This window comes from Mesorhizobium sp. J18 (genome assembly GCF_007829525.1).
In the GTDB taxonomy this organism is placed as follows: domain Bacteria; phylum Pseudomonadota; class Alphaproteobacteria; order Rhizobiales; family Rhizobiaceae; genus VLJP01.
The window spans coordinates 79,361-92,712 of sequence record NZ_VLJP01000078.1 but is presented as its reverse complement, the minus strand read 5'-3'; the positions used below and the strand labels follow the sequence as shown (position 1 = coordinate 92,712).

12 protein-coding genes are annotated in these 13,352 nt (G+C 63.9%); 7 read left to right on the top strand and 5 right to left on the bottom strand.

Annotated elements, in window-relative coordinates:
* Nucleotides 1–338: 338 nt before the first annotated feature.
* Nucleotides 339–1,619: a phosphoribosylamine--glycine ligase gene (gene purD, locus L598_RS20205; protein WP_144865607.1), complete on the top strand. Its 1,281-nt coding sequence runs from the start codon at nucleotides 339–341 to the stop codon at nucleotides 1,617–1,619.
* A 97-nt stretch (nucleotides 1,620–1,716) separates the two neighbouring features.
* Here purD and L598_RS20200 read toward each other — a convergent pair whose 3' ends face one another.
* Complete coding sequence (locus tag L598_RS20200; RefSeq protein WP_144865605.1) at nucleotides 1,717–1,974, bottom strand: hypothetical protein; 258 nt, start codon at nucleotides 1,972–1,974, stop codon at nucleotides 1,717–1,719.
* A 169-nt stretch (nucleotides 1,975–2,143) separates the two neighbouring features.
* Between L598_RS20200 and L598_RS20195 the strand changes: the two genes are divergently transcribed.
* Nucleotides 2,144–3,919 (top strand): acyl-CoA dehydrogenase, encoded by a 1,776-nt coding sequence (locus L598_RS20195; RefSeq protein WP_144865603.1) that lies wholly within the window; start codon nucleotides 2,144–2,146, stop codon nucleotides 3,917–3,919.
* A gap of 10 nt (nucleotides 3,920–3,929) precedes the next feature.
* On the top strand, nucleotides 3,930–4,682 hold the full coding sequence (locus tag L598_RS20190) for a crotonase/enoyl-CoA hydratase family protein (protein ID WP_144865601.1): 753 nt from the start codon (nucleotides 3,930–3,932) through the stop codon (nucleotides 4,680–4,682).
* Between the two features lie 98 nt (nucleotides 4,683–4,780).
* On the opposite strand, the gene pdxH is transcribed toward L598_RS20190, so the two are convergent.
* Nucleotides 4,781–5,395, bottom strand: coding sequence for a pyridoxamine 5'-phosphate oxidase (pdxH, locus tag L598_RS20185; RefSeq protein WP_144865599.1), 615 nt, complete (start codon nucleotides 5,393–5,395; stop codon nucleotides 4,781–4,783).
* A gap of 162 nt (nucleotides 5,396–5,557) precedes the next feature.
* Here pdxH and L598_RS20180 point away from each other — a divergent pair, with 162 nt between their 5' ends.
* The 4 genes from L598_RS20180 to L598_RS20165 all read left to right on the top strand — a co-directional run bounded on the left by L598_RS20180 (nucleotide 5,558) and on the right by L598_RS20165 (nucleotide 8,481).
* Nucleotides 5,558–5,905 (top strand): RT0821/Lpp0805 family surface protein, encoded by a 348-nt coding sequence (locus L598_RS20180; RefSeq protein WP_144865597.1) that lies wholly within the window; start codon nucleotides 5,558–5,560, stop codon nucleotides 5,903–5,905.
* Nucleotides 5,906–6,008: 103 nt separating this feature from the next.
* Nucleotides 6,009–6,965 carry a DnaJ C-terminal domain-containing protein gene (locus L598_RS20175; protein WP_144865595.1) on the top strand — a complete coding sequence of 319 codons (957 nt, stop codon included), beginning with the start codon at nucleotides 6,009–6,011 and terminating at the stop codon, nucleotides 6,963–6,965.
* Between the two features lie 110 nt (nucleotides 6,966–7,075).
* Nucleotides 7,076–7,894, top strand: a complete 819-nt coding sequence (fabI, locus tag L598_RS20170) for an enoyl-ACP reductase FabI (protein ID WP_144865593.1) — start codon at nucleotides 7,076–7,078, stop codon at nucleotides 7,892–7,894.
* Nucleotides 7,891–8,481, top strand: coding sequence for a histidine phosphatase family protein (locus L598_RS20165; RefSeq protein ID WP_144865591.1), 591 nt, complete (start codon nucleotides 7,891–7,893; stop codon nucleotides 8,479–8,481). Before fabI ends, L598_RS20165 begins: the two co-directional genes overlap by 4 nt.
* A 20-nt stretch (nucleotides 8,482–8,501) precedes the next feature.
* On the opposite strand, the gene L598_RS20160 is transcribed toward L598_RS20165, so the two are convergent.
* Genes L598_RS20160 through glyS form a run of 3 tightly spaced genes read right to left on the bottom strand, consistent with a single transcriptional unit; the run spans nucleotide 8,502 to nucleotide 13,350 of the window.
* Nucleotides 8,502–9,914 (bottom strand): FAD-binding oxidoreductase, encoded by a 1,413-nt coding sequence (locus tag L598_RS20160; RefSeq protein ID WP_144865589.1) that lies wholly within the window; start codon nucleotides 9,912–9,914, stop codon nucleotides 8,502–8,504.
* A gap of 19 nt (nucleotides 9,915–9,933) precedes the next feature.
* Complete coding sequence (locus L598_RS20155) at nucleotides 9,934–10,908, bottom strand: L-threonylcarbamoyladenylate synthase (RefSeq protein ID WP_144865587.1); 975 nt, start codon at nucleotides 10,906–10,908, stop codon at nucleotides 9,934–9,936.
* A 36-nt stretch (nucleotides 10,909–10,944) separates the two neighbouring features.
* On the bottom strand, nucleotides 10,945–13,350 hold the full coding sequence (gene glyS, locus L598_RS20150; RefSeq protein ID WP_144865585.1) for a glycine--tRNA ligase subunit beta: 2,406 nt from the start codon (nucleotides 13,348–13,350) through the stop codon (nucleotides 10,945–10,947).
* Between the last annotated feature and the right edge of the window lie 2 nt (nucleotides 13,351–13,352).

Below are 13,352 nucleotides of genomic sequence, written 5' to 3'. Positions count from 1 at the left end.
GCGGATCGTGGGGCGTCAAGCGTGCCGATTCCGCCGCGGCTCTTCAAGCTGGGGTTCGGTACCTCCGAGTTGAGCAAGACGCGCCGCCGCTTCGCGTTGCTCGGCTTTGCGATGACGTTTCCAGAACAGGCGTTTTACATACCGGAGATGCTTCCACCATTCCGGCGAAGTCACGCGATGCCCATATTTTGATATGTGCCATTGCGCCGAACCCGCAATCAGTATGAGAGCAACTGTCACAGCAGATGGTGGACAATAAGGCAGGATGCGATCAAGGGGTTGCTATTCCTCGCCTGCCGCCATAGGCGAAAACCGTTCGATGAACGGGCGAGACAACCATGAATATCCTTCTCATCGGTTCGGGCGGGCGCGAGCATGCGCTTGCATGGAAGCTGGCGGCCTCGCCGAGGCTGACGAAGCTCTATGCTGCGCCGGGCAATCCGGGCATTGCAAAACTGGCCGAATGCGTATCGCTCGACGTCGCCAATCATGGTGCCGTGGCGGATTTCTGCAAAACGCGCGAGATCGGGCTTGTGGTGGTCGGGCCAGAGGCCCCGCTGGTCGCGGGCCTTGCCGACGCATTGCGCGAAGCCGGCATCGCGGTCTTCGGGCCAGGCGCCGCGGCTGCAAGGCTGGAAGGATCGAAGGGCTTCACCAAGGACCTGTGTGCCCGCTACGGCATCCCGACCGCCGCCTATGAGCGCTTCAACAATGCGCCCAAGGCCAAGGCCTATGTGCGCCGCATGGGCGCGCCGATCGTGATAAAGGCCGACGGGCTTGCCGCCGGCAAGGGCGTGACGGTGGCGCAGACCGTCGATGAGGCGCTTGCCGCGATTGATGACTGCTTCGAAGGCTCCTTCGGGGAAGCAGGCGCCGAAGTCGTCGTGGAGGAATTCCTCACCGGCGAGGAAGCAAGCTTCTTCTGCCTCTGTGACGGCAGAACCGCGCTGCCTTTCGGCACGGCGCAGGACCACAAGCGGGTCGGCGAAGGCGACACCGGACCGAACACCGGCGGCATGGGCGCCTATTCGCCCGCCCCGGTCATGACGCACGAACTTATAGACCGTGTCATGCGCGAGACCGTCGAGCCGACCATGCGCGGCATGGCTGAAATGGGCTCCCCCTTTGCAGGCGTCCTTTATGCCGGCCTGATGATTACCGCCGAGGGCCCGAAGCTCATCGAATACAATGTCCGCTTCGGCGACCCGGAATGCCAGGTGCTGATGATGCGCCTTGCGGACGATCTCGTGCCGCTTCTGCAGGCTTCTGCCGAAGGCAGGCTGGATGGCGTATCGGCGAAGTGGCGGAACGAGGCGGCGCTGACAGTCGTGATGGCCGCCAAGGGCTATCCCGGCACGCCGGAAAAGGGCAGTGTCATCAGCGGCTTGGATGAGGTTGCCGAGGATGGCGTCGAGATATTCCATGCCGGCACGGCGCTTCGCGACGGCACGCTCATCGCCAATGGCGGCCGTGTCCTCAATGTGACCGCCACGGGCGCGACCGTCACCGAGGCACGCGAGCATGCCTACGCCGCTGTCGACCGGATCGATTGGCCGGGCGGCTTCTGCCGCCGCGACATCGGCTGGCGAGCGGTGGAACGGGAGAAGGCCGGGAAGTGAACGTCGGCCCAAGTGTCGTCGATGGCGGGCGTCGGCTACGTAGAGACTTGGAACCCAGGTCTCGACAGTGCATCCCACTGCAGAGGGAAGAGAAAGCCTACTTCGAAAACCGGCTGAAGAAAAAGGGTTCGAGACTTGCGTCCTCAAACGGGTCCGGCGCGGGATACTGCGGCGCTGTCCCTTCGGCCGCGCGCTTCTTGTAGTGCTCGATCGAGCAGTGCGCGGAGCACAGGATACCCCGGTCCGACCAGTAGGCCGGCCCCTGGGCGATATCACCGTGATAATAGGCGAAATCGGGCCGGCCGAAGGTCTTGCCGCATTCGATGCAGATATGTTTTTCCGGTCGTGCGAGCATTGTCGATCCTTTGCCGTACCCTTTTAGCTCCGACTGGCGGTTCAAGGCAATGCAGGCCTGGATTGACCCTTACGTAAAAAGAAATTAGCTCACTGTGGCAAGCGGCGGTGGCCCACAATGCGGTTTGCCGCTAGCTTATATAACCCACCGCAGAGGAGGAATTGCCGGTATGTATCGCGCCCCCGTCGACGAGATCGCCTACACGCTGAAGCATGTAGCCGGGCTTTCAAATGCCCTTGCAGAGGGCCGCTTCGGTGACCTTTCGGAAGATCTGGTCGATGCGATCCTCCATGAGGCCGGCCGTTTCGCCAGCGAGGAAGTAGCGCCGCTGGCGCGGGTCGGGGACGAACAGGGCGCGGTCTTCAAGGACGGTTCGGTCACCATGCCGGCGGGCTGGAAAGAGCTTTACGCCCGCTGGAGGGAGGGTGGCTGGAATGCGCTTTCCGCGCCCGAAAGCCACGGCGGTCAGGGGCTTCCCCTGATGCTCGGTGCGGCCGCCGTCGAGATGTGGAATTCCGGCTCGCTCGCCTTCGCCCTCGGCCCGACGCTGACCATGGGCGCGATAGAAGCTATCGAGGCGCATGCTTCCGACGAACTCAAATCCGCCTATCTGGAAAAGCTCGTCTCCGGCGAATGGATGGGCACCATGAACCTGACGGAGCCGCAGGCAGGCTCCGATCTCAACGCGCTGCGCACGCGCGCCGAGCCCGTGGGCGATGGCACCTATCGCATCTTCGGCCAGAAGATCTTCATCACCTACGGCGAGCACGATTTCACCGACAATATCGTTCATCTCGTGCTTGCCCGCCTGCCGGATGCGCCGGCCGGCACCAAGGGCATCTCGCTCTTCCTCGTACCGAAATTCCTTCTGAACGAGGACGGCACGCCGGGACCGCGCAACGACGTGGTCTGCGCCTCCATCGAGCACAAGCTCGGCATCCACGCCTCGCCGACCTGCACCATGATCTATGGCGACGGCAGATATGGCGACAGGCCGGGCGCGATCGGCTGGCTCGTCGGCGAGGAAAATCGCGGGCTCGCCTGCATGTTCACCATGATGAACAATGCGCGCCTGATGGTCGGCATGCAGGGCGTGGCGGTGGCCGAGGCTGCCTATCAGAAGGCGCTCGCCTATGCGCAGGAGCGACGGCAGGGCCGCGCGCCGGGAGAGACCGGTTCGGGCATGAGCCCGATCGTCGGCCATCCGGACGTGCAGCGCAACCTACTGACCATGAAGGCCCTGACGCAGGCGGCGCGCGCCATCTGCTATTCCTGCGCCCATGCGACCGACATGGCGCGGGCTACCGAGGGCGATGAAAGCCGGTATTGGCAGGAGCGCGCCAATCTGCTGACGCCGCTGGCCAAGGCCTTTCCGACCGATATCGGCGTCGAGGTTGCCTCGATCGGCATCCAGATCCATGGCGGCATGGGCTTCATCGAGGAAACGGGCGCGGCCGCGCTCTACCGCGATGCGCGCATCGCGCCGATCTACGAGGGCACCAACGGCATACAGGCGATCGACCTCGTGACCCGCAAGCTGCCGCAATCGGGCGGCGAGCATGTGCATGGTTTCATCGCCGAACTGCGCAAGGATGCCGAAGCAGTGTGCCAGTCCAACAAGCCCGAATATGGTGATGCCGCCACGCGTCTCGAAACGGCACTGAAGGATCTTGAAGAAGCAACCCGCTTCATCCAGGGCGAGCTTGCCAATGGCCGCATGGAAACGGCACTCGCGGGTGCTACGCCCTATCTGCGCCTTTTCTCGCTCGCCGCCGGCGGAGCGCTGATCGGGCGCGGGGCGGTGGCCGGCGGAGACGAAAGGCAGGCACGGCTTTGCCGCTTCTTCGCAGAAAATCTCGCCGGCGAGACAGGGGCGCTCAAGGATCGCGTCATCGGCGGCGCGGAAAGCCTGTCCGCCGCCGCTTCCATCCTTTCGGCCGCCTGAGGAACATTTCATGAGCGAGCATGTCTCCGTCGAGCGCCGGGGCGCGATCCAGATCATCCGCATGAACCGGCCGGAGAAGAAGAATGCCATCACGCGCGCCATGTACGCCGCCATGGCCAAGGCTCTGGCCGAAAGCGACGCGGATAAGACGATCCGCTGCCGGGTGCTTTTCGGCGTGCCCGGAGCATTCTCTTCCGGCAACGATCTGGCCGATTTTCTGGCAGTCGCGACCGGAGGAGAAGACGGCAGGGAGGTCTATGATTTCCTGATGGCGCTGGCACGATCCGAGAAACCGATCGTCTCCGGGGTCGACGGCCTGGCGGTCGGCATCGGCACCACGATCCATCTGCATTGCGACCTGACCTTCGCCACGCCGGAAGCCAGTTTCCGCACGCCTTTCGTCGATCTCGGCCTTGTGCCCGAAGCCGGATCAAGCCTGCTTGCGCCGGCGATCATGGGCCGCCAGCAGGCTTTTGCGCTTCTTGCCATGGGCGAGGCTTTCCCCGCCGAAAGGGCAAAGGCCGCTGGTTTGATCTATGAGGTGGTGGAGGTCTCGAAACTGGAGGAAACCGTTCTTGCCGCCGCCGAAGCCATCGCTGCCAAGCCGCCCGAGGCGTTGAGAATCGCCCGCAAACTGATGCGTGCCCCGCGCGATGCGATTGTGGCCCGCATAGAGGAAGAAGGCGTGCATTTCCGCCAGCGGCTCACCTCCGAGGAGGCCAAGGCAGCCTTCATGGCCTTCATGAACCGCAAGAAGGGTTAGACCAAATAGGGCACCGCCTGACGGCAAATGGCGGGTGCTGACGATGGGCCGAACTCCAACCGCGCCGAGGCGAAAATATAGGTCGAGATCAGGCTATCTCACGGATAAAGCCGCTTCTTGCTCCAGCCATCGCCTTCGCGCGTGAAGACGATCCGGTCATGCAGGCGGAACGGCCTGTCGTGCCAGAACTCGATCGTTCCCGGCACGATGCGGAAGCCCGACCAGTAGCTCGGACGCGGGATCTCGCCGATGGCATATCTGGCCGTATATTCCGCAACGGCCTTTTCCAGAGCGAAGCGGCTTTCAAGCTCCCGCGACTGCTTCGAGGCCCAGGCGCCGATACGACTGCCGCGCGGACGCGAGGCGAAATAGGCATCCGCCTCCTCGTCGCTGACGATCTCCACCGGACCGCGCAAACGCACCTGCCGACGCAGGCTCTTCCAGTGAAAGCACATGGCCGCCTTGCGCTGCCCGAGGATTTCCCGGCCCTTGGCGCTGTCGAAATTCGTGTAGAAGACGAAACCGTGCTCATCGAAGCCCTTCAGGAGCACCATCCGCACATTCGGCATGCCTTCGGCATCCACGGTTGCGAGCGCGACAGCGTTCGGGTCATTCGGCTCGGACGTCTCCGCATCCGCCAGCCATTCGGCGAAGAGCCGGAAAGGCTCCATGGTTTCGGTAAAGTCACCACTTGTTAAGTCGGTTTCAACCATACTGCAGGCTCGCATTCTGTAGCATGACGAGGAGAATGCCGATTGTCGCGGCGAGTGCAAGCGAAAGACCTCCATACTCGACCTTTTTGGCGGCAGTTCGCATGCTCCGCGACACTTCTGATTCTCGGCATTCTGGTTTCCGCCTGCGGCGGGCGCGGCGGCATGGATCTCGAGCGGCTGGCCGCCGACCGCAGCCTGATCACCGGCTCCATTTCCAAGCCGTCAGCACCCAAACCGGCGGATCATGACGTTTCCGACGCCCTGACCATCCGCAACGCGGTCTCCTCGGTGGATGTGGAGCAGCTTGGCGGCAGCGAGCTGGGCTGGGCCAATCCCGAAACGGGGTCGCGCGGCAGGATCACGGATCTGGCAGAATATCGCGACGATATCTTCCTCTGCCGCCGCTTCACCACGACGCGCGAAAGCTTCGAAGGCGTCGCGCTTTATCAGGGCGAGGCCTGCCTTGGCCCCAGTGGTGCCTGGACCATGCGGAGCTTCGAGGCCATCTGAGGCTGCTCATTCGCCTTCGGGCTGGAATTTCTTCCTAGTCGTGCGCATATAGGTTGTGACGATTTCCATTGGTCATGATGACCGAATCCGGCAGAATTGGACTATGCGCGACCCCTATGAGGCTTTGGGCGTGGCCCGAAGCGCCGAGACGAAAGAGATAAAGTCGGCTTACCGCAAGCTGGCCAAGAAGTATCATCCTGACCAGAATCCGGATGATCCCAAGGCCAAGGAACGGTTCAACGAGATCAGTCAGGCCTATGAGATTCTCGGCGACGAGAAGAAGCGCAAGGCCTTCGACAATGGCGAGATCGACGCCGAGGGCAAGCCCCGCTTCCACGGCTTCGAGGGCGCCGGTGGCGGCGATCCCTTCGCCGGCTTCCGGCGCTCGGGCCGGGCCGGGCCCGGGGAGACGCATTTCGAATTCCGCACCAGCGGCTTCGATGGTGATCCCTTGAGCGGTGCCGACATATTCAGCGAGATTTTCGGGCAGGCCTTCCGTCAGGGCGGTTCGGCCGGCAGCACGCGTGCCTATCGCGCTGGTGGTGGTAGCGGCCGCCGCCCTGCCGGTATGGGCGATCTCAACGCGACGCTCGACGTCAGCATCGAGGATGTAGCCCGCGCCGAGAAGGTGCAGGCGGTCTTTCCTGACGGCCGGCGCATCGCGGTCAAGCTGCCGCGCTATGTCGAGGACGGCCAGACGATCAGGCTCAAGGGGCAAGGCGACCAGACGCCTTTCGGCGAACGGGGCGATGCGCTGGTGAAGATCCGCTTCAAGCCGCATCCGCGCTATCGCGTCGAAGGGCGCGATCTGCATGTCGACCTGCCGGTCAGCCTGCGCGACGCAGTCCTCGGCGCGAAAGTGGCTGTCGAGACACCGACGGGGCGCGTGGCGGTATCCGTGCCCGCCTGGTCCAGTTCCGACCGGCGCCTGCGGTTGAAGGGCCGCGGCCTGCCGGAAAAGACCGGCGGCAACGGCAATCTCTATGCCCATGTGCGGATCATGCTGCCGGAAGGAGGAGATCCGAAGCTGGAGGCACTTTTCAGGGATTCGGGCGGCTGATGTCCGCATTGCGTGTGTACAGCCCGTCTCCGCCCGTGCAACTCGCTTGATGCCTTGGACCCGCTGTGCGATAGGCAGCGCCTAGGATCCGATTGCGGGAGTAGCGTCGCATGGCAGGTGAAAGTGGCCTGATGGCCGGAAAGCGCGGCCTCATCCTGGGTGTCGCCAACAACCGTTCGATCGCCTGGGGTATAGCCAAGGCTTGTGCGGCTCAGGGCGCCGAACTCGCGCTTACCTATCAGGGTGATGCCTTCAAGAAGCGTGTCGAGCCGCTGGCCAAGGAACTTGGCGCCATCCTTGTCGGCCATTGCGACGTGACTGATCTTGCTACCGTCGACGCCGTCTTCGCCGAAGTCGAGAAGCGCTGGGGCAAGCTGGACTTCCTCGTTCACGCCATCGCCTTTTCGGACAAGGACGAGCTCGACGGACGCTATGTCGAGACCACCCGCGACAACTTCCTGCGCACCATGGATATCTCGGTCTATTCCTTCACGGCCATTGCCAAGCGCGCCGAGCCGCTGGTGAGCGATGGCGGATCCATGCTGACGCTCACCTATTACGGCGCCGAGAAGGTCATGCCGCATTACAATGTCATGGGTGTCGCCAAGGCGGCCCTGGAGGCGAGCGTGCGCTACCTCGCGGTCGATCTGGGCGGCAACGGCATCCGCGTCAACGCCTTGTCGGCCGGCCCGATCAAGACGCTTGCCGCATCGGGCATCGGCGATTTCCGCTACATTTTGCGCTGGAACGAGTACAATTCCCCGCTGAAGCGGGTCGTTTCCATCGAGGAAGTGGGCGATTCAGCGCTTTATCTTCTGTCCAACCTGTCGCGCGGCGTCACCGGCGAGGTCTTGCATGTCGATTCGGGCTATCATGTCGTCGGCATGAAGGCGGTGGACGCGCCTGATATCTCCACTATTACGGATTGACCCGCCCTCCCCTCTACATAGTCCGGCATGGCCTGACCGACTGGAATGTCGAGAGACGCCTGCAGGGCCAGGCCGATACCGACATCAACGATGTCGGCCGCTCGCAGGCAGATCGCAACGGCCATCGACTGGCGGAACTGATCGACGATCCGGCAGCCTTCGATTTCGTCGCCAGCCCGCTGCGGCGCACCCGCGAAACGATGGAGCGCGTTCGCCTCGCCATGGGCCTGGCTCCCGAAGGCTACCGTACCGATCCGCGCCTTGTCGAAGTGCATTTCGGAGACTGGCAGGGCTTCACCTATGCCGAACTGGAAGCCCGGCAGCCCGGCGTGACGCAGGCGCGCTCGCGCCAGAAATGGCATTTCGTGCCGCCCGGCGCAGGCGCCGAGAGCTATGCCATGCTGACCGAACGCGTGAAGCCATGGCTGGATGAAATCGAGCGCCCGACCGTCTGCGTCACCCATGGTGGCATCATACGGGTCATATTCCACCTCGTCGCCGGAACTTCACCCGAAAGGGCCGCCGCCATGGATGTCCGGCAGGATCGCATCCTGCACGTCGAGGATGGCATGTTGGAGTGGCTATAGGAATTGGCGGCAATGCGGCGTCAAATCACCTTGCCCGGATTCATGATCCCTGCCGGATCGAAGGCCTGCTTGATGCGGCGCATCAGGTTGATGGCGACCGGCGGAGCAGTGACCAGCAACTCGTCTCGCTTCATGCGGCCTATGCCGTGCTCGGCCGAGATGGAGCCGCCCATGGCGCGCACGATCTCGTGTATGGCGTCGTTCATGGCCCGGTAATGCGACAGGAACTCCTGCTTGTCCGCCCCCACCGGCTGGGAGATGTTGTAGTGAAGATTGCCGTCGCCCATGTGGCCGAAGCAGGCGACACGACTGCCCGGAACGACCTTCTGCACCGCTTTTCCCGCCTGTTCGATGAAATCGGGAATGGAGACGACCGGCACTGAAATGTCATGCTTGATCGAGCCGCCTTCCGGCTTCTGCGATTCAGACAGGGCCTCGCGCAGGTTGCGGAAGGCTTCCGCTTGCGCGGTGCTTTGCGCGATGACGGCGTCGATCACCAGTCCGGCCTCCAAGCCCGCCGTCATAACCTCCTCCATGAGCATGCCGGAAGCCTCCGCGGATATGCCGGACGAAATCTCGACCATCACATACCAGGGATGACTGCCGGAAAGCGGCGCGACGGCGCCCGGCACATGACGCAGCGCGAATTCCAGCGGCGTCGCGCCGACGAGTTCGAAAGCGGTCAAACCGTTGCCCGCCCGCGCCAGCGCCAGTTCGAAGAAGCCGAGCGCGTCACGCGGCGAGGACAGAGCCGCCCAGGCGACGTCTCGTCCCTTCGGCAGCGGAAAGAGCTTCAGGACTGCCGCCGTGATGATGCCGAGCGTGCCTTCCGCGCCGATGAAAAGGTTCTTGAGGTCGTAGCCGGTATTATCCTTCTTCAGCTTGCGCAAATCGTCCAGCACCTCGCCTGTCGGCAGCACTACTTCTACGCCGAGGCAGAGCTCACGCGCACCGCCATAGGCGAGAACGCCGATGCCGCCTGCGTTTGAGGACAGGTTGCCGCCGATCTGGCACGAGCCCTGCGAGGCGAGAGCCAGGGGGAACAGCCGGCCGTGCTCTTCGGCCGTCTGCTGGAGCGTCTGCAGGATAACGCCGGCCTCGGCCGTGATCGTGTTTGATTGGACATCAACCTCGCGGATGCGGTTCAGCCGCGACAGCGAAACCACCACCTCGCGCCCGGAGCGGTCCGGCATCTGGCCGCCGACAAGGCCCGTATTGCCGCCCTGGGGCACGATGGCTGTGCCGGTCCCGCTCGCCAGCCTGAGGATGCGGCTGACCTCTTCCGTGGTCGCAGGCTTCAGCACGAGTGGTGTGCGGCCGGCGAAGAGACCGCGCGGCTCCTCGACATAAGGCGCGATCTCGCCCACCGCGCGAAGCGCATATTTGTCGCCGACGATTTCGGCAAAGCGATGGATCAGCGCGTCGTCGAGCATGTCACCTGCTCTCCTGAGATCACTCTTCGGCCAGAGGCTTGTCGCGCGGAGCGGCGGCGCGCGCAAGCCGGTCGTTGATCGCCTCGCCCAGGCCGTGCTTCGGCACCGGCTCGACGGCGATCGTCGTCGCTCCGGAACGGTCTAGCCTCAGCATATGCGAGAAGAGATTGGCCGCCGCCTCCCGCAGATCGCCCGCTTCCGACAGGTTGGCGACGGCCACGGCATTCTCGGCGGCCCGTACCCGCTTCGGGCCGAAGGCAAGCAGGGCCTCGCCGGGCCACACCTCAGCGGCGTCGAGGCGCATCCGTGCTGCGGGCGCGTAGTGCGAGGCCAGCATGCCCGGCGCCACGACCGCACCTGCCGAGCCGCGCAGCATGGGATTGCCGATCACCTTCTCGACTTCCTCGGCGGAGAGCCCACCAGGACGCAGCAGCCTGACAGCTCCGTCTTCCACCTTCACGATGGTCGATTCCAGTCCGACCGGGGTCGGCCCACCATCGACGATAAGGGCGATACGGGAGCCCAGATCGGTTGCCACGGCTTCCGCCGTCGTGGAGCTGATGCGGCCGGAAGAATTCGCGCTCGGCGCGGCGAGAGGTCGACCAAGGCGGCGTACGACCTCGGCCCCGAAACCTTTCGGCATCCTGAGCGCAACCGTGTCGAGCCCTGCAGTCACCAGCGGATGAATTCCGCTTTCCTCCCGCAGCGGCAGGACCAGCGTCAGCGGGCCAGGCCAGAAGGCATCCGCGAGCTTGCGCGATAGAGGATCGAGGACCGCGATGCGCTCGGCCATCGCCATATCGGAAACATGGGCGATCAGCGGGTTGAAGCGCGGCCGCCCCTTGGTCTCGAAAATACGCGCCACCGCCTCGCCATTGGTGGCGTCGGCGGCGAGGCCATAGACAGTCTCGGTCGGGATCGCCACCGTTTCGCCAGCCGCAAGCAGGGCGGCCGCCCGCTCCAGCGCCATATCGGCGGAAAGAATTTCAGCCAAGGTCCTGCTCCAATCGCAAGTGGCGGCAGGCCGCAATCAGCCTGCTATCCTGGAGAAATCCGCGACCTGCGCCGTTGCGCTGCGGATGCGCTCCAGCAGCGCCAGACGGTTCGCCCGCACGGCTTCGTCTTCAACATTCACGAGAACCTCCTCGAAAAATGAATCAACGGGTTCACGCAATGCTGCAAGCGCGGCCATGGCGGCGGAAAAGTCTTGGTTTTTAATAGCTTGGGCGGCTTCCTTCTCAGCCTGATTCACCGCCGAAAACAGCGCGATCTCGGCCTTTTCGGTGAGAAGGGCCGGATCGACGGCATCGGCGACGCGCGTTTTCTTCTTCTCCTCGGCGGCAAGAATGTTCGCCGCGCGCTTGGTGCCGGCGAGCAGATTCTTCCCGGCCTCGGTGTCGAGGAAGGAGCCCAGCGCGGCCACACGGCTGACGATCAACAACAGGTCGTCCGCCTCCGGCGTGATGACGGAATCGATCAGGTCGTGCCGCGCGCCCTTGTCGCGCAGATAGACCTTCAGGCGGTCATGGAAGAAAGAGAGGAGATCCGGCACAGCACCAATGCCCGGTCCAGCAATCCCGTTTGGATTCTCTAAAACCAGAATGGCCGCCTGTCGGCAGTGCTTCAATAGCTCCAGCCGCACCCCATTCTCCACTACAATCCGGATCACGCCCAGAGCAGCCCTGCGTAGCGCATAGGGATCCTTCGAGCCCGTCGGCTTCTCGTCGATGGCCCAGAAGCCGACCAGCGTGTCTAGCTTGTCGGCGAGCGCGACTGCGACGGACACCGGATCGGTCGGCACGATATCGGAGGGGCCGAGCGGCTTGTAATGTTCCTCGATCGCGGCGGCTACGGAGGCATGCTCCCCCTGCAGCGTCGCATATTTGCGGCCCATCGCGCCCTGCAACTCGGGGAACTCGCCGACGACTTCGGTCTGCAGGTCGGCCTTTGCGAGAACGGCAGCGCGCTCGGCAAGGGCGGCAAGGTCCTCACCCTCCCCCTTGAGGGGAGGGTCGGACCGCAGGTCCGGGGTGGGGGTGACGGCACCAGAAATACCTCCGCCCGCGCCGCCTTCGCCTTGCTCGGCGTTGCGACCTCCCCTCAAGGGGGAGGTGAAAGAGCGTGCCACGATCGGCGCCAGTTCGCGCGCCAGACGGCGGATACGCTCCACGCGTTCACCCTGCGTGCCGAGCTTGGCATGGAAGGTGACGCCGAGATGATCGAGTCGCGCCATGCGCTGGTCGAGAGGCTTCTTCAGGTCCAGTCCGAATTTTTCCGCCGACTCCTTCAGCCGGTCGAGATCGGGCAGGTCCGCCTGATCGGTCTTCCAGAAATAGAGCGCGTCGGAAAGGCGGGCGCGCACGACCTTGCCGTTGCCGAAGGCGATCTCCTTGCCGCCATCCTTGGCCTCGATATTGGCGGTGAGGATGAAGCGGTTGGAAAGCACTGCTTCACCCCCTCCCGCACCAGAGGGGGAGGCAAGACCGGCCGCGACTTTACCCTCCCCTCCATGGGGAGGGTCAGCGCGTAGCGCCGGGGCGGGGTGCGCATCCTGCGGGCTGCAAACGAAACACTTCTGGTTCGCCCGGATCGTCAGCCGGATGACCTCGGCGGGAATTTCCAGGAATTCCTCCTCGAACTCGCCCATCAGCACGACCGGCCATTCGACAAGGCCCGAAACTTCCTCCAGAAGCCCTTCGTCCTCGACCAGTTCGAGGCCATTGGCGAAGGCAAGATTGCGCGCATCGTCCAGAATGATCCGCTTGCGGCGCTCGGCGTCCACGATCACCTTCGCCGCTTCCAGCTTGGCGGCATAGTCCTCGAAGCGGCGCACGGTGATGGCCTCCGGCGCATGGAAGCGATGGCCGTAGGTGACATTGCCAGCGCGGATGCCGTCGATCTCGAAATCGATGACGATCGGCTCCTCGGTCTCCGGGCCGAAGGTACAGACGATCGACTGCAGCGGGCGCACCCAGCGCAGCGAGCCGGGACTGGCCGAAGCCGCGCCCCAGCGCATGGATCTCGGCCAGGGGAAATCGCGGATGATGCGCGGCATCATCTCGGCGATGATCTCCTCGGCCGCCCTGCCCGGCTTCGAGATGACCGCGACATAGAAATCGCCCTTCTTGGGATCGGATTTCACTTCGGCCTCATCGACCGAATTCAGCCCGGCCGAGCGCAGAAAACCCTGGATCGCCTGCTCCGGCGCTTTCGTGCTCGGTCCCTTGCGCTCCTCGCGCACGTCCTTGGAACGCGCGGTGACACCGCGGACATCGAGCACCAGCCGGCGCGGCGTCCAGTATTCCTGCGCGCCTTCATAGGTCAGCCCGGCATCGACAAGGCCGTCGGTGACCAGTTTGCGAAGGTCGCCCGCCGCCTTTCGCTGCATGCGTGCGGGAATTTCCTCGGAGCGTAGTTCGAGAAGAAGATCGGGCATGG